Annotated in this window: 23 protein-coding genes; 5 read left to right on the top strand and 18 right to left on the bottom strand. The window is 36.9% G+C overall.

Going from position 1 to position 25604, the window contains the following annotated elements:
- Positions 1–426: 426 nt before the first annotated feature.
- The 5 genes from ACAN53_RS15900 to ACAN53_RS15880 form a co-directional block, all read right to left on the bottom strand.
- On the bottom strand, positions 427–1371 hold the full coding sequence (locus ACAN53_RS15900; protein WP_379971141.1) for a GDP-L-fucose synthase family protein: 945 nt from the start codon (positions 1369–1371) through the stop codon (positions 427–429).
- Between the two features lie 93 nt (positions 1372–1464).
- Positions 1465–2847, bottom strand: a complete 1383-nt coding sequence (locus ACAN53_RS15895; RefSeq protein WP_379971140.1) for a sugar phosphate nucleotidyltransferase — start codon at positions 2845–2847, stop codon at positions 1465–1467.
- A 441-nt stretch (positions 2848–3288) separates the two neighbouring features.
- Positions 3289–4449: a glycosyltransferase family 4 protein gene (locus tag ACAN53_RS15890; protein WP_379971139.1), complete on the bottom strand. Its 1161-nt coding sequence runs from the start codon at positions 4447–4449 to the stop codon at positions 3289–3291.
- Between the two features lie 68 nt (positions 4450–4517).
- Positions 4518–5786 (bottom strand): glycosyltransferase family 2 protein, encoded by a 1269-nt coding sequence (locus ACAN53_RS15885; RefSeq protein ID WP_379971138.1) that lies wholly within the window; start codon positions 5784–5786, stop codon positions 4518–4520.
- 233 nt (positions 5787–6019) lie between these two features.
- Positions 6020–6991 carry a glycosyltransferase gene (locus tag ACAN53_RS15880; RefSeq protein ID WP_379971137.1) on the bottom strand — a complete coding sequence of 324 codons (972 nt, stop codon included), beginning with the start codon at positions 6989–6991 and terminating at the stop codon, positions 6020–6022.
- A gap of 457 nt (positions 6992–7448) precedes the next feature.
- On the opposite strand from ACAN53_RS15880, the gene ACAN53_RS15875 reads away from it, so the two are divergent.
- A complete protein-coding gene (locus ACAN53_RS15875; RefSeq protein WP_379971136.1) occupies positions 7449–8447 on the top strand; it encodes a glycosyltransferase family 2 protein in 999 nt (332 codons plus the stop codon).
- Positions 8448–8814: 367 nt separating this feature from the next.
- On the opposite strand, the gene ACAN53_RS15870 is transcribed toward ACAN53_RS15875, so the two are convergent.
- The 10 genes from ACAN53_RS15870 to ACAN53_RS15825 all read right to left on the bottom strand — a co-directional run bounded on the left by ACAN53_RS15870 (position 8815) and on the right by ACAN53_RS15825 (position 19149).
- Entirely contained in the window at positions 8815–9402 is a 588-nt protein-coding gene (locus ACAN53_RS15870) for a class I SAM-dependent methyltransferase (RefSeq protein WP_379971135.1), read from the bottom strand.
- 322 nt (positions 9403–9724) lie between these two features.
- Positions 9725–10810: a glycosyltransferase family 4 protein gene (locus ACAN53_RS15865; RefSeq protein WP_379971134.1), complete on the bottom strand. Its 1086-nt coding sequence runs from the start codon at positions 10808–10810 to the stop codon at positions 9725–9727.
- Positions 10807–11562: a class I SAM-dependent DNA methyltransferase gene (locus ACAN53_RS15860; RefSeq protein WP_379971133.1), complete on the bottom strand. Its 756-nt coding sequence runs from the start codon at positions 11560–11562 to the stop codon at positions 10807–10809. The genes ACAN53_RS15865 and ACAN53_RS15860 overlap by 4 nt, the downstream gene beginning before the upstream one ends.
- Positions 11559–12692: a DegT/DnrJ/EryC1/StrS family aminotransferase gene (locus ACAN53_RS15855; RefSeq protein WP_379971131.1), complete on the bottom strand. Its 1134-nt coding sequence runs from the start codon at positions 12690–12692 to the stop codon at positions 11559–11561. Before ACAN53_RS15855 ends, ACAN53_RS15860 begins: the two co-directional genes overlap by 4 nt.
- On the bottom strand, positions 12689–13126 hold the full coding sequence (locus ACAN53_RS15850) for a cupin domain-containing protein (RefSeq protein WP_379971130.1): 438 nt from the start codon (positions 13124–13126) through the stop codon (positions 12689–12691). Before ACAN53_RS15850 ends, ACAN53_RS15855 begins: the two co-directional genes overlap by 4 nt.
- Positions 13127–13519: 393 nt before the next feature.
- Positions 13520–14269, bottom strand: a complete 750-nt coding sequence (locus ACAN53_RS15845) for a glycosyltransferase family 2 protein (RefSeq protein ID WP_379971129.1) — start codon at positions 14267–14269, stop codon at positions 13520–13522.
- A 32-nt stretch (positions 14270–14301) separates the two neighbouring features.
- Positions 14302–15237, bottom strand: coding sequence for an O-fucosyltransferase family protein (locus ACAN53_RS15840; RefSeq protein WP_379971127.1), 936 nt, complete (start codon positions 15235–15237; stop codon positions 14302–14304).
- A gap of 101 nt (positions 15238–15338) precedes the next feature.
- On the bottom strand, positions 15339–16280 hold the full coding sequence (locus ACAN53_RS15835; protein WP_379971125.1) for an O-fucosyltransferase family protein: 942 nt from the start codon (positions 16278–16280) through the stop codon (positions 15339–15341).
- Between the two features lie 169 nt (positions 16281–16449).
- Positions 16450–17439: a GDP-mannose 4,6-dehydratase gene (locus ACAN53_RS15830; RefSeq protein ID WP_379971123.1), complete on the bottom strand. Its 990-nt coding sequence runs from the start codon at positions 17437–17439 to the stop codon at positions 16450–16452.
- Between the two features lie 291 nt (positions 17440–17730).
- Positions 17731–19149 carry a glycosyltransferase gene (locus ACAN53_RS15825; protein WP_379971121.1) on the bottom strand — a complete coding sequence of 473 codons (1419 nt, stop codon included), beginning with the start codon at positions 19147–19149 and terminating at the stop codon, positions 17731–17733.
- Positions 19150–19303: 154 nt separating this feature from the next.
- On the opposite strand from ACAN53_RS15825, the gene ACAN53_RS15820 reads away from it, so the two are divergent.
- Complete coding sequence (locus tag ACAN53_RS15820) at positions 19304–20482, top strand: glycosyltransferase (protein ID WP_379971120.1); 1179 nt, start codon at positions 19304–19306, stop codon at positions 20480–20482.
- 50 nt (positions 20483–20532) lie between these two features.
- Here ACAN53_RS15820 and ACAN53_RS15815 read toward each other — a convergent pair whose 3' ends face one another.
- Positions 20533–20673, bottom strand: coding sequence for a hypothetical protein (locus tag ACAN53_RS15815; RefSeq protein ID WP_379971119.1), 141 nt, complete (start codon positions 20671–20673; stop codon positions 20533–20535).
- Positions 20674–20840: 167 nt separating this feature from the next.
- On the opposite strand from ACAN53_RS15815, the gene ACAN53_RS15810 reads away from it, so the two are divergent.
- The gene (locus ACAN53_RS15810) at positions 20841–21590 is read left to right on the top strand and encodes a hypothetical protein (protein ID WP_379971118.1); all 750 of its coding nucleotides are present in this window, start codon (positions 20841–20843) and stop codon (positions 21588–21590) included.
- A 179-nt stretch (positions 21591–21769) separates the two neighbouring features.
- Here the strand turns inward: ACAN53_RS15810 and ACAN53_RS15805 are convergent, their stop codons facing one another.
- Both ACAN53_RS15805 and ACAN53_RS15800 read right to left on the bottom strand, forming a co-directional pair.
- Positions 21770–23128, bottom strand: a complete 1359-nt coding sequence (locus tag ACAN53_RS15805) for an IS1182 family transposase (RefSeq protein WP_379971117.1) — start codon at positions 23126–23128, stop codon at positions 21770–21772.
- Positions 23129–23297: 169 nt separating this feature from the next.
- Positions 23298–23621: a hypothetical protein gene (locus ACAN53_RS15800; RefSeq protein WP_379971116.1), complete on the bottom strand. Its 324-nt coding sequence runs from the start codon at positions 23619–23621 to the stop codon at positions 23298–23300.
- A 148-nt stretch (positions 23622–23769) separates the two neighbouring features.
- Here ACAN53_RS15800 and ACAN53_RS15795 point away from each other — a divergent pair, with 148 nt between their 5' ends.
- On the top strand, positions 23770–24972 hold the full coding sequence (locus tag ACAN53_RS15795) for a glycosyltransferase (protein WP_379971115.1): 1203 nt from the start codon (positions 23770–23772) through the stop codon (positions 24970–24972).
- 83 nt (positions 24973–25055) lie between these two features.
- A complete protein-coding gene (locus tag ACAN53_RS15790; protein ID WP_379971114.1) occupies positions 25056–25382 on the top strand; it encodes a hypothetical protein in 327 nt (108 codons plus the stop codon).
- Positions 25383–25604 lie beyond the last annotated feature (222 nt).

Here is a 25604-nt window from a genome sequence, read left to right as displayed (position 1 = left end):
CGTAATTTCGAATCTAATTTAAAAAGAAATACAAATTGGAGGAACCAAATGTCTCAGTGGAGGTTTTTACATTCGAATTTTTAATCAACAATCGTTAGTTAACTTTATATATTAGATAAAGATGTGTCTAATTCTATTAAATATGATCAACAAATCCAATTCTTCCATCGTTTCCACAATAACAGGACAACTTAAGTTGTCCCGTATCACTATCTAACTATTAATTAGATAATTTCTGGTTGGTGATATTTCTGTATTCCTTAATATTTTTAAGAATTTGGACAAGTATATAAATCAATAAGCATTAATAACATGCAACTGTAAATCTATTTCCGCAAAAATAGGGTTTTTCGTCCAGGAAGGCATCTAAATCATTTTCATTTCTTATATCGAATTTTTGAATTGGGCTTATTTACATCTATTCTTTCATTCATTTACTTCTTGATTAATATACCATTCTATGGTTTTTTTCAATCCTTCTTCTAGGCTAACCTTTGCTTCAAATCCAAAACATTCCTTCGCCCTCTGTACATCGAGACATCTTCGAGGTTGACCGTCAGGCTTCTGAGAATCCCAGCGAATTTGACCTTTAAAACCTGTTTGAGTGGCAATTAACTCCACTAAGTCTTTAATTGAAATCTCTGTTCCTGTACCGATGTTTACGGGTTCATCCCCGTTATAACTCGCTGCAGCCATCAAAATCGCTTCAGCAGCATCTTCAACAAATAAAAACTCTCTCGTTGCCTTCCCGCTCCCCCAAACCGTAATATAATCTTTTCCCTGTTCTTTCGCCTCCATACATTTCCGTATTAGAGCTGGAATTACATGAGAAGTCTCCAAGTCGAAGTTATCACGAGGCCCATACAAATTTACAGGAAGAAGAAAAATAGAGTTAAAATTATATTGTTGCCTATATGCCTGACTCTGAACTAGCAGCATTTTCTTGGCCAAACCATAGGGGGCATTTGTCTCTTCAGGATATCCATCCCATAAATTGTCTTCCTTAAAAGGAACAGAAGTAAACTTAGGATAAGAGCATATTGTTCCACAAGCCACGAATTTTTCTACGTTTTCTACTCTAGCTGCTTCCATCAGATGAATCCCCATTGATAAATTATCATAGAAAAATGACCCTGGATATTTTCTGTTTGCTTCAATCCCACCAACCGAAGCAGCTAAATGAATGATCACATCAGGCCTTGTTTCCTGTATCAGTGTCATAGCTGTTTGTGGATTACGTAAATCATATTGTCTGCTGCGCGGTATAATAATTTGTTTGCAACCTAACTCCCTCAACCGTTCCACTACATGAGAACCAAGAAATCCCGCACCTCCAGTTACCATCACTTTCTTATTTTCCCACTGTTTCATTTATATTCCTCCAATATACATAGCTGCTTAATTGTATATATGAACAAAGTGAATCTTGACAGTAGTTACCCGCTAACTTAAATTCAAAGAAATTCACTTATTTTTTATTGATTTCTTCATTTCTTCCCATGACATAAATAAACGAACAATATCTTCTTCTTCAAGTTTACTCCCCATCTGAATCTCGATAATTTCAAGATCTTTGATTGCCCTGATACCATGTTTTGCACCAAGTGGTATGTGTAACACATCACCCATTTTTACATACGACAATTCGTCATCTAGAACGAATTCGCCTTCACCTTCAACAACCGTCCATACTTCGCTTCGCTTATGATGATATTGATAGCTAAGATTTTTTCCTGCAAATACACATAATCGCTTTGTCAGCACTTCTATTCCTTCGGTAGATTTTTTATAATCCAAAACTCGATACCAACCCCAACGGCGTTCCTCGAACATAGGCCGTTGTCCTAAATCTTTTACTATCTCTTTGACATGATGACTTGTGGATTTATCAGTAACTAAAATTCCATCGGGACTTGTTGCCACAACCATATTCGAAGTACCTAATACAACTACGGGAATATCTAATTCATTAATTAAATGCGTGTTGATGCAATCATCACTCATCGAGCCTCTGCCAATGATATTTGATTGCATATCCTCAGTTAACGTATTCCAGGTTCCTAAGTCCTTCCAATAGCCCTTATACGGAATAACTGCAACCTTCTCGGCCTTTTCTACAATTTCATAATCAAAGCTTATTTTTGGCAGCCTCTCATAGTTCCTTATTATCTCATCATACTGAGTAGACAGGCCTCTTTTTTCTAGTTGGTTAATCATATAACCCAATTTAAATGCAAAAACACCGCAGTTCCATAGAGCATGTTGTTCAATCAACTGCTGCGCTTGCTCTTCTGTCGGTTTTTCCTTAAAACCTTTTACATTTATATATGTTTGTGATTGCTGGTTATTCCTTTCAGCATTGTCAGGAATGATATAACCATATTTCGTTGAAGCATAGGTAGGATTTACACCTATTAGAACAATATCCATACCTGATTGTTTAATGACACCCTCTAAATCTTTGACCTTATCAAAAAATTGATTTTCCACAAAAGGATCAACAGGCATCACAGTGATTACTTCATTTAGATCAACACCAATGATTGAATACAAATATGTCGCTGCTAATATGATTGCCGGAAAAGTATCTCTTCGCTCCGGCTCTATGATTAATGGTATTTGGGTTCCTAATTGACTTTGAATAATATCTACTTGTGTTACACTCGTAGAAATGTAAGAAATGTCCAATAATTGATTCAAGTCTAATTGTCGCCACAGTCTCTGAACCATGGATTCTAACTCATTCCCTGAACATGTTAACATCTTTAAAAACTGTTTTGATCTAGAATCATTGGAAAGTGGCCATAATCGTTTCCCTGAACCTCCCGATAACAATATAAGTTTCATATTATACACCTCGATGCAAACTATTAATTGAAATTCTTTCCTCCAGTTAACATATGTGTATAGGCTATATTATGCAACGGGTAAAAAACACATATTGTACGTTTGATTCATAAAGGAATACCATCGATTTGGATACACAGTTACAGTAGCTGATGCAGCAGCTTAGTGAAATTTTCGTTATCAAGTAGTATGTTTATATTTTGCTATCCTAGACTCTACGAAAAAATAAACAATACTAGTTTAAGATTTGGCACTATGTATCTCTCGATTCGTGATTTACTTAGCAAACGACTTTTCTATGGAAGCTGCTATGTAAAGATGGGGACTGGTCCCCACCATCTGGAATTTAAATTCTGAGGAGTCGCTGGAAAAGAGGAAAGATTACATATATTCTTATTAGGAAGATATTTTTAAGAGCATTTAGCAAGCACGCTAACAGATTTAGGATTCCAGAACCCTTTTGAATACCTCTAATGTGGATTTAGAGCATTTCTCCCAAGAAAATTTTTCAGCTTGATTTATACCTTTGTTTATTAACTCTGTTCTTGTTTGTTCATTAAGCACTTCTAATATTTTTAAAGCAATATCTTCAGGGCTAGTGGGATCAAACAGTAAGGCGCAATCTTCTACAACTTCTGGAATGCTACCAGCATTTGAACAAACGATTGGAGTTTTTGTTCGCATAGCTTCAACTAATGGAATTCCAAAACCTTCAAAAAGAGAAGGGAATACTAAAAATTTTGCGTTCCTATATACATAGGGCATCTCTTCTTGAGGAAGATAACCTAAAAATTTAATTTGTTCCGACAAATCATTTTCTTTTATGAAATCTATAATGGATTTTTGTGCCTGTTGTTCGAAACCGGTAAAAACCATATTAATTTTTACATTGAACTTTTTCTTAAGAAATACCATAGCTTTAAGTAGATTAATATGATTTTTATGCTTCCAAGTATTGGCTGGATAAAATCCGTATTCATAATTTGATAATTGATATTTATGAATAACCCTCTGATTGATTTCATCATTATGATTTAAATAAAATTCTTGAGATGAATCTAAATGGATGGAATACACTTTATTTTCAGGAATTTTATACTTTTCAACCATTGTTTTCTTAGAATACTCCGATATTGTCAGGACTGCATTACAAGTCTTTGCAGAGTATTCATAATGTGCATTTCTCCACTGCAAGACATAGGGTTCAAAAAATTCGGGGTAGAATTCATGTTGAATATCAGGAATAGTTACAACACTTGGAACATTAATATTCTTTGGTTCCAAAACTAACATGGGACAAAACCAAATATCAATTTTCAACGTATGAATCCAAATGTATAATTGCATATTGTTATCTATATTTTCATTTATAAGAATTTTACGCATTTTGCTATTATTTTCAACGAATGTATCTATATTTTGTTTGTTTAAAAAAAGAAAAATCTCGTACTCATCATTTACATTTAAAGCGTAAGAGATAAGATTTCTAACATATTGTTCCATGCCACCAATTTTACCAGGTATTACTGGCAGCAAATTTATACCTATTTTCATTTTACATTTACCTCTTTCTTCAAAGATTATTAAATTATCTTTTTCCATCTTGGTCCCTTTATGTTAAATCCCGTTTAATCATTTAAACCAATTCCTTTATAGCATGAATCGATATACTATAATGAAGGTATTGGATGTCTATTTTTTTGCATCCACGCTAATGCATATGCAGGCCCTTTTTGAAATTCTTGATAAAAACTGTATTCTTCTACTGATAAAGGTATCAATTCTTCAATCAAAAAGCTTAAGGTTCGCGTATCGGAATTTATTCCTAGCTCAGCAGGAACAATATGTCTATCGCTAAAGATCTCAATAACATTATTAGAGATCTTTGAATCAACTAATATTTTAAGAATAAATTCTCTGCTTGGAATATTATATCTTTGAACTTCTCGTCCATTAACTGATACATCACAACTCAAATCACTGGATATCTGATTTATTCCTTTAATCATCAACAGATGCAGCGGATATTGTGGATCAACTTGAATGGAAACACGAAAATTTGGAGGAACCCATAAATCCGAATACCCGTTCATATCTAAGATTTGTGGAGTGGTACCGAGAACATCATATTTTTTGAACAAACTTAAATACCAAAAAACACCCATTTGAGAATAGTGTTGCAAAAAATGATAAAGCCATTCGTTTGCAACTGTCCCAAAGTGTTTAACGCTTGTTTTCATAATTTCCGGCAAGATTTTAGTAATCTGTGCTACAGATTTACAAGCAGAATGTAATCTAGAATTAGCCAGGTAATCTTCTATATGTCCTATGGGATAATCTTTTGAGATACGGATCCATAGATCATAATCCATACAAAAATTGAGATCATTATCTATGGATCCTACAGCCGTAAATATGTTTTTTCGCACGAATGCAGCAGGTTGACAAATAATACAAAAGTGAAATAAGTCTTCTCTGTCAAACGATTGAACAGGATAAGAGTTCATAATTTGACTGTTTTCGTCTATATGATAAGCTTTGCCGTACACCATAGCCCACTCGGAATGTTTCTGCAGAGCAGCCACCGCCTTACTAACAGCTCCTGACAAATAAGTATCATCCGAATTTAGCCAGCCTATAATATCCCCTCTAGCCATTTTTAAGCCTTTATTAATGGCATCGGATTGGCCACGATCCGGTTCGGAGATGTAACGAAATCGATTTCCGAGATGACTGTATTTTTTTAAAATTTCCAGCGTACCATCTACGGAGCCTCCATCAACAACAATATGTTCAATGTAAGGATAATCTTGTATCAATACACTTTGGATTGTTTCTTCAATAAAAGCTGCTTGATTGAAGGAAGGGGTAACGATGCTTACTAAGGGCATATTCTGATTATTCATAGGATCACTTCTTCCATCTGTAATTGTACTCATAGAACATCTTTCCAGTAATTTAAAGACACTTCATACTTAAGACTGTTTTCTTAGTATTAATATGAATTCTATGTATCAATCGTCACAGCTTTTGACCTAGATTGGTCAAATGGTACAAGAAAGCTATCAAACATGGACAATACTGATACTATTTCTAATGAAGAAAAAAAGAAGTTGATTACCTACTATATGTAGATAATCAACTTCTCTGTATAACGAAATGGGAAAAAATTTTAAGCCTGCTCTAAGTAACTGGCCAGGTTGATATGATGATAGAGGGATGGATCGATTAGGACCCGTACAGTTTGTTGGATCATTTGATAGGCGTATCGCTTATTAATAATTTGATAGTATTCAGGATTGAATTTATTAGCGCTGTCCTTTTCTAGACGAGACAATCTGTCCAGAGCGATTTGTACTAGTTCTTTAGCCGCTTGTTTTTTTTCTTTATTTCTAAATAAAGAAAACACATCTTCAACGGCCCAACGCTCATAACGATCAATAAAATAGTTCATGTTCATTCGTAAGGAATCCACATGATGATATACAATGGCTTCAGGCAAATAAATGATTTCATAATTGAGTTTTCTTGCATTGTCAATCATGGCGTTTTCGCCTGTGCCGGAGAGATGCTTCAAGTAAAGGGGAAATGTATCAGGAAAGCTTCCGCCAATCTGGATAGCCAAGTCGCGCAGGATGGCAAAATTGCAACCGAACACATTTTCATTGCGAAGTGTTAATCTTTCCTCTCCATAATCAAGATAAGCGAACACAGGATGAATCTTGGGCGATCCGTAATCATAAACCCAGTTTTCAGGCTTTTCTTGCCACAGGGGCTTAATTTTGCCGCCGCAGATCCCAGTTTGTGGATGCCTCTCGAATTCTTGCATGACGGCCTCCAGCCAAGTGTCGTTGGCGATGATATCATCATCCCCAAAAACCACGATATCTCCCTTCGCTTCCAGAATACCCCTGTTTCTCGCATAATGGAGACCTTGCTTAGCCTCTAGCAGGTATTTCCAAGGAACGGTCCCGGATTCCATGATTTTTCTCACTGATAGAGCAGTCTGATCTGTCGAATTGTTGTCCACAATCAGAATTTCATATTTATCTGGAGAGAGACTCTGATTCAAGAAAGAGGACAGTGCTTTGATTAGATACTTTTCCCTGTTGTAAGTAGGAACAATCAAGGAGATTTTGAGCATTGCTATTTCCACCTTTCTGTTATTTCTTTATTCGTTAGAAAATTCACAGGTATGACCGCCTATATGATCTATGAGTTCCACGATCAGGACCTTTTAATTTAAGTAGGGAAGCGATTTATTTATCTAAAGTAGCACCGGTTACACTGTACCTACTCTGAGCAGTCAACCTTCATCTGATTTCTCACTTTCTTTTTCATCCATTCGCTTAGAATAAAAATAATTGACCATGCATAATTTATTCATATTAGTACCTTATGTGCAAGAGAAAGGAATGTTTTCACCGTTCTTATCCACTTTTATAAAAATAGTAAAATTGCATTCTATTGATTTCCTATTTCATGGCCACCGTGGATTAAATCATGTCGAGCTCAAATAAGGGGATATAGTATGAATTGCTACACCTTTTTTTATAATCATTGCTAATCCCTGGTTAAATCCAAGAATGGAGCGTGCTAATTTGAAGTTCTCTGTAGTCATGTCTGTTTATAACGGTGAGGAATATTTGACGGAGAGTATAGACAGCATTCTAAATCAAACCTATCCAGACTTTGAATTTATTATTGTGAATGACGGATCTACTGATCAAACCAGACAAATGCTAGATACTGTTGACGATAATCGGGTACGAGTCTATCATCTAGAGAAAAATTATGGATTATCCTATGGACTAAACTTTGGCATATCAATGGCGAAGGGAGAATGGATCGTCCGACAAGATGCAGATGATATCAGCTTACCCCAAAGAATAGAAAAGCAAAATCATTTCATTCAATCCAATCCCGGTCTTATTGGCGTCAGTTCATTTATCCGCTGCATTTCAGCTAAAGCGCCTATACCATCCCATCTGCTTCACGACATTGAGGGAACCAACAAAATCCTAACAAGACAGCAGATGATGCAACATCGTTTTTTGGCTCCTCCCTTCATTCATGGATCAGTAATTTTTTCCAAGGAAGTTTTCAACCAAATAGGCAGATATAATGTCCGTTATGCCATCTGTCAGGACCATGACCTATGGATTCGCATGTTGGAAGTTGGCGATATTCCCAAGCTGGAAGAAGTATTGTACGAATATCGAATAGATCCAAGCTCTCTCTGCCATAAGGATGAAGCCGCCACTTGCAGGGAAGTCATGGAAATTTGTACGTTTCATATTCGAGATTGGTTAAGCCGTCAATTGAATCGGCAACCTAAAGTGCTGGTGTTAGGATCGGAAAACGGGTGCCAATATTTAAAAAATAATATCTTGCCGTTCACAGGATTACATGTACAGAGCTATGTAACGCAAGATCTCATAAGAAGAATGCCTGAAGTCTTTAACGATTATAAAAAAGGAAATGTTGATGCAATCGTATTACTCGATTGTCCGGTGGCACCTTATGCGCTGGAGTTTCTGCAAAAAAGTGGGATGCAAATGAGCAGGAATTTGTTTAAGATTTGGAACGTTTTTTTATGATTCCACACGAAAAGGGAATCTGCCAAACAAAGTTATGGTCCTGATCCCCTATGCTATAATCTGCTGCCATTTTTAAGTGATGCATTGACAGTGTACTCAACCAAACTTATCAGGATTGGAAGGGTGTTATAATCGATGATAAATCTATAAATAACCTTCCTTTCCAGCATCGAAGATTATTTGCGGAACAATCGAAAACAGAAATGCGGGGCTGCAAAAAAACACGGGCAGGTTGTCGAATCTTTGTTAACCTATATAAGTTTCTTCTTCAATTATATTCCTTGTCCGTTTTTTACCGAATTCAAACAATAGGCATCTATTCAGGTAAATTTAAAATCCCACTGATCCAATATGAGAGTGCCTCTATTTATAATTTTCGGATTACGAGTAAACTATCATATAAACCAAAATACTCATAATTTTCATTAATACAAAGTTCATGTATGGCTTGGGCTACTCCTGGGTTATCATGCTTTCCATAGTCATGAAAAGCAATCAAGCCTCCCTTTACAACTCTTGGTGCATAATGAATAATATCATGTTTAACACTTATATATTCGTGGTCACCATCAATAAATAAAGCTGCTATTGATTTAGGACAATCACCATAGGCTTCCGTACTATACTTTTTAATTGGAATGACACTACCTTCTAGTCCTTGATTCTTTATATTATCCCAGAAAGTATCAAAATAATTTCCATGATAAAATTGGTTATCTGGTATAAATGGGTCAATGGCATAAATCGGACGCTTTTTTGTACTCATTAAATAACTTCCAAGACCTAATGCAATTGTACTCTTTCCTTTATATGAACCGATTTCAACTATATCTCCGTATAGATGGTCAACCAGTGAAGGTAAATGTAATAATGCAAATTGTTCAGAGTAGTCCAACCATCCTTCAATACTTGCAACAATTCTTAGTAGTTCATTTATACTCTTATTATTTTCCATATTTAAAATGTCCCCTTCTCGATGTTAAAATGTTACATATTAATTATATGCTTGACTTTATATTTCAATATAACAAAAAGGTCTATTCCATGGGGAGAGGAAGCGTTTGAAAAGTAAAGAGACAAGACAAACCTTTGCTGGTAAGCATAGCCTCTCCAACTTAGTGCACTAAATTAATCCTTATAAAAAAATAGCGAAGAAAACCCAGAAACATAAGACCCTCCTTAATTTGTTAACGAATTATTATATCCGGTAGTATACAGCGATGGTTCCAACCATGTAGAGAAATTTCTCTAGAATCCATAATCCATGTTCCACCTATCTATGAAGTAGTCATGTGTTCCACAATTTCCAGCAACCGCTTGTTAAACTGTACTTCTCCCCAAAGAGCAGCGCGTTTTTTCCCTTTTTCCACCAGACTTCGACACAACTTATCATCCGTCCATAGCCGCTTTACGCAATACGCAATTTCATTTATGGATTCAGGATTAAAAAGTAAAGCTGCATCACCGACCTGATCCGGAATTCCATAAACAGATGACGTTGCTGCTGGACATCCCATAACAAATGCCTCCAATGATGGAATATTCGTTGGACCAAAAAACGTAGGCATCACTATAGCTCGTGCTCGTCGGTAAAATTCAGGAATATCTTGATTAGGAACATGGCCAATCAAATGAACGTTCGTTCCTAAATTCAGCTCTTCTACACATTGCAGAACCTTTTCATAACCATTGTGCTTCGATCCGACCAAAACCAGGTGAAGATCCGGAAGTTCTTCTTTTAACAGGTCTATAGCAGAAATTAGCCCTACGTGATTTTTATGTTGCCAAAAATGCGCTGGATAGAAAATAAATTTAGGAGGAAGCTTGTATCTGTCATCGAAATCAGAGATAGTTTCATATTTATAAATATATTTGGGGGGGATGTAAGGTAAAATAAAAATTTGATCATCAGGTAACCCATAACATTCCTGAACATGCCTTTTTCCCACTTCTGAGTCTACCAATACACCTTTTGTATACCTACAAATATTTAGATAACTCTCCTCCCGCGATTCATATTCACCGTTTTCTGATACCTCTGGGAATCTTTTTTCATATCGATGCATTAAATCATGAATAGTAGAAAGCACGGGAACAGGTTTTTGATAACCCAAGCTCTCTTGAGACGGAAAGATCCATAAATCACATGGGTAGTTCTCAAACAATCGGTCTATTGTGGGAGTATGCACTTTCATGCATGAATAGGACTTAAGCTCCTTCTCCCAAAATTGGTGCATGTAATGGATAACAACCTCGAATTGTTCGAGTGGAAAGGAGGCAACAGCGTCAAGTATATTAAGATTATATTGGTAGGTACCGCCATATTCAGGTGTACAGCTTAGAAGCAATCTTATTTTTTTCATAATTTTCGACCCACATAACATACATTCCATGTTTCAAATCCTGGAAGGTGCCCTGTCATAAATTCGAAGCAATCATCCAACTGGATTCCAGCCCTTTTCAGCATTAACTCGATCTCAGGCACAAACAGGTAACGAATCCGATGGGACTCTTTAATTTCTTCAACAGTGTCTTTATGTTTATCTTTCACGAATATATGATAATGAACGTCGACTACATTTTCATTTTCATATATGAACGGTTGTGCAATTCGGGTGACGATTATATTATCGTCTATCAATTCCTTAAGGCGAACAGATGGACGCTGGGTAAGCACAGCAGGACCATACCAGCAATCAAAAATAAATATTCCTCCCTTACCAAGATGCTTAGAAACATTTTGAAAGACAAGCTGCAAATCTTCATTCTTATGAAAATAACACATGACATGAAATAAAGAAATGGCAGCATCAAAGACTTCTGGTAAGTTCAGAGTACGTAGATCACCAAGCTGAAAATGCAGACATTCTGGAATTTCAGACTTTTGTGCAATAGCTAGCATGGCTTGACTACTATCCACTCCTAGCACTTGATATCCTTGCTGCGCAAGCAAACTTGCATGCTTCCCTGTACCACAACCGAGATCAATTACGGTTGTCGCTCCCGGATTATAACGTTGAATACATTGATCCACAAAGTTTGCTTCCGCGGTGTAATTTTTATCCCGATATAATAAATTGTAATACTTGGAATAAGAGTTGCCGAAGACATTCATTGAATATCTTCCCCCCCTATAATTGTTTTTAGTGCATTCGTAACAAGTATCCTTTGCTCGGCTGTGAGCGCTAAGCCACTCGGGATATAAAATCCCCTCCGTGCAAGCCTTTCAGCAACAGGATAGGACTCCTTTGAAAATAGCCCCATTCGGCGGAATATCGGCTGCTCGTGCATCGGCCAAAAAAAAGGACGTGTTCCTACATATTTTAGCTCCAGCCGCCTCATCATTTCATTTGCATCAAAAGGAACCTCATCCTTCAGCACAATTCCATAGACCCAATAAATATTGTCCGCATAACTATTGAATTCTAGCGGTAGTTGAAAACATCCAATATTCGAAAGCAAGGCCATATAGTGCTTTCCAGTTGTTTGCTTGCGTTGGATGATATTATCAATCTGTTCTAGCTGGGCTAAACCAACCGCAGCCTGGAGATTTGTCATACGGAAGTTATGCCCCAATTCTTCGTGTACAAATCGATTCTTCGGACTAAAACAAAGATTACGCATAAAGGAACAATGCTCTGCCAGCTCCTCAGAGTCCGTTAAAACCATCCCGCCTTCTCCAGTCGTGATATGCTTGTTCGCATAAAAACTAAATGTACTTATGTCTCCCATGTTGCCGCAAAATCTTCCTTTATAGGTTTGCCCAATCGCCTCAGACGCATCTTCTATCACTTTCAAGTGATATTTTTCTGCCAACTGGAGCACCGGATCCATATCGACCGGAAGACCATAAATATGAACAACCATAATCGCCTTTGTTTTCGAGGTGATTTTCATCTCGATTTGTCTCACATCCATATTCCATGTAACCGGATCGCTATCCACCAATACTGGTACACATCCTCGGCGTATAATTGCTGCAACGCAAGATATGATTGTAAAGGCAGGAAGGATAATTTCGCTTCCCTGGTCCAACTTCAAAGCAGCAACAGCCAGTTCAAGCGCAGCAGTACCGTTACAAACAGCGATTGCATATTTCCTTCCAACATAAGCAGCCATTTTTTGCTCGAATTGCTTCACAAATGGGCCTTCACTAGAAATCCATCCGGACTTTATGCTTTCTATCAAATAGTTTATTTCGTTTCCATTCAATAGAGGTTCATTAACTGGGACAGGCTTGTTCATGGTTCATCCTTCAGAATGGTCTGTTCAGAGGAAATTCCCGAAAACCTTGTTTTATCTTCTGACTCGGCATACGGTCCTTGCTTTACTTCGATTATTTCTGCGTCTTCCAGCACCTCGAATCCGTGGCCTCCGGCTGCAAGCAGAATCGTGTCTCCTGCTGTAAGCAGAACACTTTCCAGATAATTCTGCTCTTCATCGTAAAAGTCTACTCGAAGCTTCCCTTTTTTTATAAAGAGCACTTCTTGTGTATATTGAACTTCTCGGTGAACCAAATGATGTACATGAGGCTGAATTATTGTTCCTGAGGGGTGATTCAAAAAGGCCAGCTGCTGAGAAAAATAGTAAGGGGTAACAAAATGAATCCCTGGTTTGAAAAAATTCTTCGAAATAATAATTGCAAGAAGACGCTCTTTACATATGATTTCCCGTACCAAGCATCTCACCTCTAATACTATAAGATATGATAAGATATGTTTAGGACTGAACCATTATTCCAAGACCGAATCATTATTTGAATCTACTTTCTGCCAATACATCAGGTAAACCTTGAAAACTGATACTGACAATCTACATCGCATGTAAATTGTTAATCTAATCACATGATATTAGCTGAGAATCTTTAATTACTAAGTTATGTATTCCTTAGTGAGCGCTACTTTCTAAAACGGCTATTTTATTTTTTGTTCGAGCCATCTATACAGTTATGTCGGTTCCAATGTTAACGAAAAAAAGCGAAGTCATATTCATTAGAAACTCCGCTCTAAATCCCTTTTTGGCCATAGTATGATCTATCCCCTTCCTTCTGAACGTAATAGATCATGCTAAAATTACTCCAGGTCCTTCAATAATATATGAAGAAGATAGTTATTCCGCCAATGATCCGAAACAGAGCCATAATTTTTAATACTTGCCCTGATGATTTCCGGTAATCCGACATTATGATATTGCGTCATGGTTTTACTATCCTTATGCATTCTAGATGTCGCTAGAACATCTTCAATAAAACCAATAGGATAGTGTTTGGAAATTCTCATCCATAATTCGTAATCCATGCAAAAATGAAAACTCTCATCTATTCCACCTACTCTATCAAATACCTCTCTACGAATAAACGTGGCTGGCTGACAAATAAAACACGTTTCGTATAACCGATTCAATTGGAAAGGCTCCACAGGATAGGGATAGATTACCTGATTCTGTTCATCCGTATAGTTTGCTCGTCCATATACCATTCCCCATTGCGGATTTTGCTGCAGAGCTAACACTGCCTTTTCCACCGCAAGAGTCATATAAGTATCATCAGAATTTAGCCAACCTATAATTTCCCCCTTTGCCATAGCAAGCCCCTTATTAATAGCATGAGATTGCCCCCGATCTTTTTCCGATACCCAGCGAAAACGATCTCCTAAATAATCGTATGACTGTAAAATTTCTACGGTTCGATCTGTAGAGCCCCCGTCAATCACTATATGCTCCAAATTAGAATAGCTCTGGGAATTTATGCTTTCAATTGTCTCTTGAATAAACTTATCTTGTAGATAGGAGGGTGTAATAATACTGACAAGCGTCTGTTCCATACATATACCTCCTCATCTGCTTAATAGGATACTTAAAAAAGTGTAATTGTCCCTTCCAGCCAAGCTTTAAGTCGAAAGACTGCTAGAGAAACGTTAGAATAACTGTTGCCAATAAACTGATCACATTCCAGTGCGAGATAGGTATCTTTAATAATATCAATTCCCTTTTTCCTTTTGTTATAATGAGGTAAACCACTATGCACCGGAATATTATCATCAGATGTTCGCATGCATTCAGTATAAATTAATTTATTACCATATAACCCTTTATATCTTGACAAAATGCTCTCACAATCCGTTAGTAAAAAAATAGAAGCTGTCGGATTATTTTTTAGATAATTATTAATTATTTGTGGATATAAGTTATTAAGATCATCTAACTGTGAGCACTCAATAATTTTATCGCTACCACGAATATGCGCCCCTATAACAGGGTGTTTATTTTTCATATTCTTAAGATAAAAATCTTCAATTTCGCCAGATAGATAAGGTTGCAATTTGAAGTATTTTCGATAAAGATAGCTGTATATATCGTTGACACCTAAACCATAGGCCGGGTGACCTTTTTTAATCCATTTTGTAAGATAGTTTACATAAATGTGTACGTTACTTACCACTACATTTTCAGATCTACTAAAAACATTTGCTATAGCGGCATCTTCTAAATCTGCTAAATCTTTTGTACCTGGCAAGCGTAAATTACCACCATTCCATCTCGTTGGATAGTAAGTATAGTTTTCGTTTACGAGATGATCAACGGAATAATTTGACACAGGTAAAAAATACATGGTAAATGCGTCTTTAACCAAGGGGTCCTCAGAAGCGTATAAAGAATCAGCCCCCCAGTAAACAACAGGAATACGGTCAGTGAGTTCAGCAATCAAGAGTTGGCCAGCGACGTGCTCCATGTCTGACCAGAAGCCACTTCCCCAAGCTTTAATTAGCAAAAAGCGATTACTTTTGTTCACGAAATTTCTTCCTTTTATTTAATTATTTATGCTACTCAACATTCTAACCATAAAATCACTTCAATGATTTGCTGAATAAGGTGATTACATTATGTCAATTCTCAATACTGAATAAGCTTAATGGTCCCTTCCGGCCAAACTTTAAGACCCTGTATTGCCATAGAAACATTAGAATAACTGGCACCAATAAAATGATCACATTTCGTGGCAAGATAAGAGTCTTTAATGACATCAATACCTTTCTGTTTTTTGTCATGATAAGGTAAACCCGCATGTACAGAAACATTATCGTTTTGTGTTCGTATGCAGTTAGTATAAATTAATTTATCACCATATAGCTGTTGATATTTTGTCAAAATACTCTCAGAATCTGTTAGCAGAAAAATGGAGGCTGTCGGGTTATTTTTTAGATAGGTATCAATTTCTGCAGGATATGAGTTATTAAGCTGATATAAATGCGGAAATTCGGAAATTTTGTCACTGCCACGAATATGCACACCTAAAATAGGGTGTTTATTTTTCATATTCTTAAGATAAAAATCTTCGATTTCATTAGATAGGTAAGGTTGTAGTTTGAGATATTTTTTGTAAAGATAGCTGTATACATCCCAAACCCCTAAACCGTATGCTGGATGATCTTCTTTAATCCATTTTATTAAGTGATGTACAAAAATGTGTACGTTACTTACCACTACGTTTTCAGACCTACTAAAAACATTTGCTATAGCAGCATCTTCTAAATCTGCTAAATCTTTTGTACCTGGCAAGCGTAAATTACTACGATTCCATCTCGATGGATAGAAAGTATAATTTTCATTTGCTAGATGATCAACAGTATAATTTGACACAGGCAAAAAATACATGGTAAATGCGTCTTTAATCAATGGTCTCTCAGAAGCATATAAAGAATCGGCTCCCCAATAAATGACCGGAATACGGTCTGTTAGTTCAGCGATCAAAAGTTGGCCGACGACATGCGCCGTATCTGACCAGAAACCATTCCCCCAAGCTTTGATTAGTAAAAAACGATCCCTTTGAGGCATAGAGCTACCTCCCCTTTCTTAGATAATTGATCCCAGTACATCAAGAGTTTATTAGTGAGAGTTTTGCTTTGCTTCTAAACTAAGAGCTGGAAACTTACGCTCTATCAAGAAATATAAATTTTTCTATTCTGGCATCTTTGAATATTAGTGTGGTTTATATAAGCAATCTTTACTTTTCTTCGAGCGTACCCGACTGTTGAACTCGTTCCAGGTCAGCGTCAACCATCATTTGGATCAATTGTTCTAAACTAGTCTTAGTCTTCCAGCCTAATTTGCTATTGGCCTTGGCCGGATTTCCAAGAAGTAAATCCACTTCTGCAGGACGGTAGAGTTGTGGATCGATAACAACATGATTTTGATAATTTAATCCCACATAATTAAAGGCGATTTTACACATTTCTTCAACTGTTGCTGTTCTTCCGGTTGAAATTACATAATCATCAGGTGATGAATGTTGGAGCATTAACCACATCGCTTCTACATAATCCCCGGCATACCCCCAATCCCGTTTTGCATGGATATTTCCTAAACGAAGTTCTTTTTGCTGTCCGGCAACAATACGAGCTACAGCGTCAGTGACTTTTCGCGTGACAAACTCAATGCCTCTAAGCGGTGATTCGTGATTGAACAGAATTCCATTACAGGTAAACATATTGAAACTTTCTCTGTAATTTTTCGTCATCCAGTAACCGAAAACCTTAGATACGCCATAAGGGCTTCTCGGATGAAAACGGGTTTCTTCTGTTTGTTTAGGATCCTCTATCATGCCACCGAACATTTCACTTGAAGAAGCTTGATACATTTTAATTCCAGGATCAACCTCTCGAATTGCTTCCAACATATACAGAACACCCATACCAGTGACCTGTGCAGTCAGAATTGGCTGCTTCCACGAAGAGGCAACAAAACTTTGTGCTGCCAAGTGATACACTTCGTCAGGTTTTGTCAATTTTAAAGCTCTTACGAGTGATGAGGGATCGGTTACATCACCTTCCATGTATTCAACTTCATCGGCTATTTTCAAGTAAGTTAATCTCCAAGGTGCGTTGGTGCTACGGCGTGGAAATAAACCAACTACTCGATAGCCTTTATCCAGAAGGAATTTTGCTAAATAGGCACCATCTTGCCCTGTAATACCAGTAATGAGAGCTGTTTTCATACGAATGTATCTCCTCCTATTAAATCTTCAAGAACATTACACACTCTTCATATTCTTTTGATTTTTAAAATTCAGAAAATTAAATTGATCCATGTCTGTTTCTGATACATACTGCATGGTATTCTTATACATCTCTTTAACACCAAAAATTATTCCCGTGTTTCAATAAGTAGAAGCTAATTCGCCACGTAAATCTAGGAGGTGATCAAAGTTTACTCGATTCCATAAATAGAACCTCAGTTTATGAATGGAGCCTACCCGCTTCACTTCAATAGGAATGGTTGTAATCTACTATTTAAAAGACCTTATTTCCGAATAGCAGTTCTTTATCATGAACCAGATTTTCTCCTGAAAGTCCTTTTTTTCTTGATTCATGTTGTTGACAATATAAGCCAGATGCTCAATCGCAGATATATAGTTTTTTTGTACGATATAAACAGTTGCTACATTATACCTTGCTAGAAGTGATGAGGGATATGTGGATAAAATATTCAGATATATTTCTAATGCATTCTCGATAAGATTTTCAGTATACAGTTCATTTCCATGTTCCAGCTCCATTTTAGTGATATCCTCATCAGATAGTTTCGGATTCTGTTCCTTCTGAGCTAACTGGTTTATTCTGTTGGAAACGGATTGTGCACTTTTTTTCCAGGTAAACGAGGATAAAATTTGATGGCTTGCTTTCTGTCCTTTCTCCTTAACCAATGCACGATTCTCGTAAGCAAACCGCATTACCTGCTGCAAATCACTCCTATTAATCGACAGCCACCATGGATAATCTACCGTATCGAGATTACTTACTTTTTTCTCTGATAAAGCAACCTCCTTTGATGAAACAAAGAATGCTGTTTCTTCGCTACAAAAATCCAGGCATGATCCTTTATCTGGTACAACGACCGGAGTACCACAGGCCATCGCTTCTGCAATGGGCAAACCGAATCCTTCTCCCCTGTATGGATGAACCAAACAATCGCACGCTTTATACAATCCTGCCAGCTCTGCAGCCGTAAATTTCTTATCCATGTATACAATACGCGGATTGTTTGGATTAGACATTGCTTCAAAAATCATTTTCTCAAGTGTTATTCCTTTATAAAAAGACTGAGTCCCGCTATCTTTAATGAATAAACAAACATCATCATCCGCAGTAAATTCATTAAGATAAGCCTCAATCAAAATATCGATTCCTTTGCGTCCAATTGTTCCTCCGACGAAGAGGAACCGAAAGGAGGTCGTTTCTAGATTTAGAGGTTCAACATCATCATGAAATACGTTTTCGTTTACACCAAGAGGAATCACATGAATTTTATCTTCAGGAATGCCGCAGCGTGCGTAGCTTTCCTTGTTATATAAACTGTAAACCCAGATTTCATCTACCCAATATTTCATTGGTATATACCATTCTCTAGGAATTGCACCATATTCCCATGGCTGCATACAAATCCAATACCTGCTTTTTGGCGTCGTCCAATCGGGGGGCCACTGATGAACAATTGTAAAATCCGCTTCAGGAAAATACAGGAATCTCCCCTTTTCTGCTGCTGTGAGCGATCGACAAAGGGGAATTTCCTGCTCAGGTATCTTTATTCTAAGAGCAATTTGAGTATCTTGCTGAAGATATCTGCAAATACATCGGTTTACGATTGCAAGACTATAATCGGCAAACTGAGGACCGACCCAGTTTATCTTGAGTGTTCCTATTTTCAACACTCTCCTCCCCGATTTTGATTATGTCATTTCTTCATCACCTTTTTATTATATTGACCACGACTGAATAAGTTTCCAAAAATGCACTTTTACCTAGTTGAAATCATATGATGGAAACTGATGATTTAATCTAATGTTATAAGGGAGGAAAGGAATGATGAATTTACGCCGCCTGTCGTTGTGTATGATTGTAAAAGATGAAGAGGATCATATTGGCAATTGCTTGAAGAGTGTAAAAGGTGTTGTGGACGAAATGATTATTGTAGATACAGGGTCTTCAGACCGAACCGTTGAAATCTGTAAATCATTCGGGGCTCAGGTGTTCGACTTTCCCTGGAATGGGAGCTTTTCAACTGCCCGTAACTATGGATTGGATCGTGCAACAGGAGATTGGATATTATGGTTGGATGCAGACGAAGAGTTAGACTCTTCTGATGTCTATAAATTGCGTGATACCCTCTACTGTGATGACTATCTCCTGTCCATTCATTTAATTAATTATTATGGTGAACTTCCAGATCCAAATAAAACATTTAATATGGCTCATACTCGTCTTATCCGAAATCATAAAGGCTTTAAATTTATAAATAATATCCATGAAACGCTTAACGTGAATGAAGTTCTAACAGCATCGGACAATAGTCAACCCATCAAAACTGTTCCAATTAAAGTATATCATTACGGATATTTAGATGCTGCGAATGAAAATAAAAAGAAATTTGAACGTAATCTTGGAATGTTAAAAGATGAACTCAAACAAAAAGACCACAGTCCTTGGATAGATTATCATGTTGCTAGTGAATATTACCGTGTAAACCAATATGCCCAGGCATTCGATCATGTCAATCGTTCTATTATTGGTTTCCTGCAGCAGCTAAAAACACCACCTTCCTTGCTGTACAGGCTAAAGTATTCGATATTGATCGGTTCAGGGAGCATTGACGGTGCATGGCCCGGAATTGAAAGAGCGATTTCCCTCTATCCGGATTATGTGGATTTACACTTTTATAAAGGCTTGATCCTATACATCAAAGAATCGTATACAGAAGCATTGAAGACATTTGAACACTGCCTTGAAATGGGAGAAGAGAATTTGCATCATCTAACCTTAAAGGGAGTCGGCAGCTTTCAGGCTTTGTATTATAAAGGATGTTGTCTTGAAAAGCTCGGACAAATTCAGGCAGCTGCGATGTCTTATGCAATGGCTGCAAATCTTTCAAGAACATTTGTTGCTCCTATAGACGCTCTCCGTAAGCTGATGATAAAGCATCAAGACATTTTCGGAGAATTACCAAAAGATTTCGATGAAGAAATTCCACCCCCATCATGTTAAGCTAATTCACCCTTCCTGTCCATTTTGATAGACAGGAAGGGTGAATTTATTTATGAAAGAGAACTAATTCCTCCCACGTATTGGAAACGATTATCAAAAATAGGAAGAGCAGTATGCGAAAGAATGGAAGACTTCAAGCCTGTTGATGGCGCAATCGCAATAAGGAACGAAAACAAATGCCGTTGCTTCATTTCTTGTTACCTTGATGGGAATGTGATGAAACTCTACTTATTAGAAGATTGGCTATCGGTTCTTCATAATAGAATTGAAAGTTATAGAAAAATAGTATACAAGCCGTGCCGTTTTTAAGGCTTGTCAATATAATGTAATTGAAACTGAAAGAAAGTGAGGTGATATAATGTCTTTCCCAAATATTCCTAGTGTTACTCCAACGATTTCCCTTTCGACTAAACAGACAATTCCGTTGCTTTTGGCATCCATTGCATTTGAAGAATTAGCCCTTGCCCACATCATGAATGCGGAAGCAGAAAAGATTCAATTTGTTCTCGGAACATTACCTCCTCCTAAAACTACACTTTCTCCACCAGCTGTATCCATAACTAATCTTATTGATATTGATACAAGTGTTCAAAAAACTCTTCGTGATGTAATTAAGAAGGAAATGCTGTTAGAGTTCAAGTTTGAAAACGTTCTGGATTTAATCGCTTCTAGTACAGAAGGTCCAACATGTGGTTGTAGTGTTGCTATTTTAGGTGGTCCCATTGCATTAGAACCTATCTCGATTGCGTTGAACGGGTCGGTTTTCACCACTTTAGGAGGATCACTAAATTTCAGCATTTGTCCTAATTGTACAGCAAACGGTTCATTCTTCACTTTAACATTGGTTGTTCCTGGTTTACCTGCCCCTATCAATCTCGTTCTTAATATTTCTGCAGCGGACATTACAAATATTGCATGTGACGCAACAGGAGTGACCATTATTGGTACGGCAAATCTACTATCTGATGGATTCTCGGAAATGGTTGGTTTTAATATCAGAATTAATAATAATGGTACAGTTATGGTAACCTTAACCAACAATGGGATACCTGTACTGATTGCAACAATCCCAGTACCATTGGCAAACTTAAGTTTTGGAACTTGTTGACCGCATTCAATCGAGGATAGCCTTTAATAAACTAGAAGAGACAGCATTTATTGCTGTCTTCAGATTGTCGACAAAGGCATTTGGAATGGTCTCATTCCAAATGCCTTTTGATATGTTTATAGAATTTCGGGTACTTTTATCCCAAGTGAATCGAGATTTTACTCTTCGAGTATCTTCCTTTAGGCCATCACCTGACCTTGCCAAGTCCAGTTCGCTAATTTCTTTAAATTTATGGCAGCAAAAGTCAGCATCGCCTGCATGGACAATTTTTTTAGACCTCTTAAGGTTGTCCAACGCATACCATGCTTTTCTTTTGCATCGGCAAAGACACGTTCAATCGTCTCTTTCCGCCGTGCATAAATTTCTTTCCCTTCATTTGTATGACGAAGATGATCGGCTTCTTCCATATAATTCTCCCAAATGTGACGTTGAATCAGCTTTTGATGGATTTGACTCTGCGTACACTGAGCTAACAATGGGCAACTCTCACATTTTGAAGGATTTGATTTGTATTGACGATACCCTTCTTTCGTCGTTGTAGAATACGGTAATATCTGTCCTTGCGGACAGATATAGCAATCATAATATTCATCATAAACGTATTCCTGTTTTCTCATGAATCCTTCCTTTGTTTTTGGTCGCGTGTAGGGAAGAACAGGTGTCATTTCATTTTCTATAAGGAAATTCGTAATAGCAGGTGTTTTATAGGCAGCATCAGCGGCAACCGCTACAGGTTTCGCCACCTTTTCTATGATTTTCTCAACTAGGGGTTGAAGCATATGACTGTCGTGAATATTTCCAGGTGTAACCATCGCACTTAAAATAAAACCATACCGATCCGCAGCTGTATGAAAAGAATAAGCAAACTGTTTGGTCCGTTCGTCTTTCACATAGTACCCACTCTCAGGATCCGTGGTACTTTCTTTTATCTCTTTCCATTCTTCTTTTTCAAATTTCTCAGGAGGAAAAGGCTTTTTCCCATGATCCACACGATCTTGGTTTAGTTCTTCTTGAAGTTTGGCCTCGTAAGCACGTGTTTCTTTTCGCACTATTTTCTTTTCAAACTTACGTTTATTCGCACTCGCTTTCACATGGGTTGAATCAATGAAAACATGGTCCGTCCTTAATAACCCTTGATCCGCAATTTCTTTAAGGATCTTATAAAAAATCTGTTCGAATAAATCTGTCTCTTGAAAGCGACGTTCATAATTTTTACCGAAGGTTGAAAAGTGAGGGATTTCTGTATAAAAGCCAAATCCTAAAAACCAACGATAGGCCACATTTGTTTCAATTTCTTTGATCGTTTGACGCATGGAACGAATGCCAAATACATATTGAATAAACGTCATTTTAATTAAGACTACTGGATCAATACTGGGCCGTCCGACTGATGAATAGAGGTCTTCTACCATGGGATAGATGAAAGAGAAATCTATCGCCGCTTCTAATTTTCGTACAAGATGTTCTTGTGGGACTACTTGATCAATTGTAATCATCTCAAATTGTTCTCGCTCGTGATTTTGATTTCTCGTCATCATCTTCCGTCACCTCGTTTTGTTCTTATAGTTATTGTAAAAGAAAAAAGACTGTAGGCAGCATTTATTGCTGTCTTTTTTTGGACACTATGAATGAACAAGGTGGATGCGGATGCGGAAAACACCGCCAGTTTTGAACTACCCTTCAGGTTCTTGGGGGGCTTTTTGTGTTTCATGAAGAAATTTTAGACAATCTAGTAATTTTTTCGAAACAATAATATTTTACTTTGCGGCTAACAAATCCAATGCCTGCTTTTTGGAACCGACCAATCGGGCGGCCACTGATGAACAATAGTAAAGTCAGGTTCAGGAAAAGGAGATATTCCTTTTTTTCATTAAAAGATGGGAGAAATGATACTTCTGTCTTAGGTATCTTCTTTCTTAGATTGATAGATTCTTTGCTAAAATACCTGCAAATATTCTTGTTTACAATCGAGAGACTATCACCGACAAATTGAGAACCAACCCAGTTTATTTTAAGTTTTTCTGTCTTCAACAGTATCCTCCCCATACGTGAATGCGGTTTATTTCATTCATTTATTATATGGAACAAAATTGGACAAGTTTCCAAAAAATCACTTTCGTTACATTAGCTTCATATTATAGGAAATGATTTTTAATGATTTATAAGGAGGAAAGAAATAATGGAGTTTGGAAGTCTTTCGTTGTGTATGATCGTAAAAGATGAAGAAAAGTATATAGAGAACTGCCTAAATAGTATAAAAGGAGTAGTAGATGAAATTATTATTGTCGATACAGGGTCATCAGACCGAACTGTTGAAATCTGCAAATCATTTGGAGCAGTGGTGTACGAGTTTCCCTGGAACGGAAGTTTTTCAGCTGCCCGCAACTATGGATTGGAACGCGCAACAGGAGACTGGATAATGTGGTTGGATGCAGATGAGGAGGTAGATACTTCTGATGTATATAAGCTGCGTGACGTTTTATATTCTCATGACCATATTTTGTCCATTCACTTAGTTAATTATTATGGTGACCATATAGATCCTAATAATACGTTCGATATGGCTCACACCCGACTTTTCAAAAATCATAAAGGATTTAAATTTATGTACGCTATCCATGAAATGCTCAATGTTAAGGAGGTTCTTACCGAGTCAGAGGTTAATGAAATCAAAACAGTACCAATTAAAGTATATCATTATGGGTATTTGGATTCTGTGAATAAAAGTAAACGGAAATTTGAACGTAATCTAAGTATGCTAGAAGATGCACTCGAACAAAAAGACCAAAACCCTTGGATTCATTATCATATTGCAAGCGAATATTACCGTGTAAAACAATATGATAAGGCATTTGATTATATCAATCGTGCCATTTTAGATTTTCTAAAACAGTTCAACACACCTCCTTCTCTATTATATAGATTAAAGTATGCTATATTAATTAGTTCGGGGAGCATTGACGGGGCATGGCCAAGTATCGAAAAAGTGACGTTGCTCTATCCAGATTATGTAGATTTACATTTTTATAAAGGGTTAATCTTATTTTTCAAGAAATGGTTCAAAGAAGCAATAGAAGTGTTTGATCACTGCCTCGAAATGGGTGAAGATAATTTACAATACCTCACCTTAAAGGGAGTTGGTAGCTTTCAAGCTTTGTATTATAAAGGATGCTGTCTCGAACAATTGGGACAGATCGAATCAGCTGCAAAATGCTATGCACAGGCTGCTAGACTATCAAGATCATTCGTTTCTCCTATAGATGCTTTGCGGAAGATAAAGATGAGTAACCAAGACCTCTTCGGACAATTAGCAGATGACTGTGATGATGAAACCCTAATTACTACAATATTATCTATAAATATACCTAAAAATAATGAGTGATAAAAAATAGGCATACAAGCCGTGCCGTTTATAAGAATTGTCAATATAATGTAATTGAAACTGAAAGAAAGTGAGGTGATATAATGTCTTTCCCAAATATCCCTAGTGTTACGCCAACTATTACCCTTAAAACAGAACAAACTATTCCATTACTTTTGGCATCCATTGCATTTGAAGAATTAGCCCTTGCCCACATCATGAATGCGGAAGCAGAAAAGATTCAATTTGTTCTTGGAACATTACCTCCTCCTAAAACTACATTCTCTCAAACAACTGTATCCATAACTGATCTTATTGATATTGATACAAGTGTTCAAAAAACTCTTCGTGATGTAATCAAGAAGGAAATGCTACTTCAGTTTAAATTTGACAATGTCCTTGAATTAATATCGATCACTCCATTACCTTAAGACACTTCTATCATCTCAGTTTCAAGAGCTCTTGTTACTAAGATATTATTTGCCACTATCTATCGGATGTTAATTTCTACTATCTAAAAATTTCCTACCTTCTGTTCACCACATTAAGACTGATGAACAGAGGGTTTCTTTAATACCTACTGAAGTATCAACAAGGGAAACTCTGTACATATCTGTATGAACTATAGTTAAAAAAATTTAAAACAGTAAGTT

The sequence above is a fragment of the Ectobacillus soli genome (genome assembly GCF_042610425.1).
Taxonomy (GTDB): domain Bacteria; phylum Bacillota; class Bacilli; order Bacillales; family Bacillaceae_G; genus Ectobacillus.
This window is presented reverse-complemented; position numbering and strand designations above follow the sequence as displayed.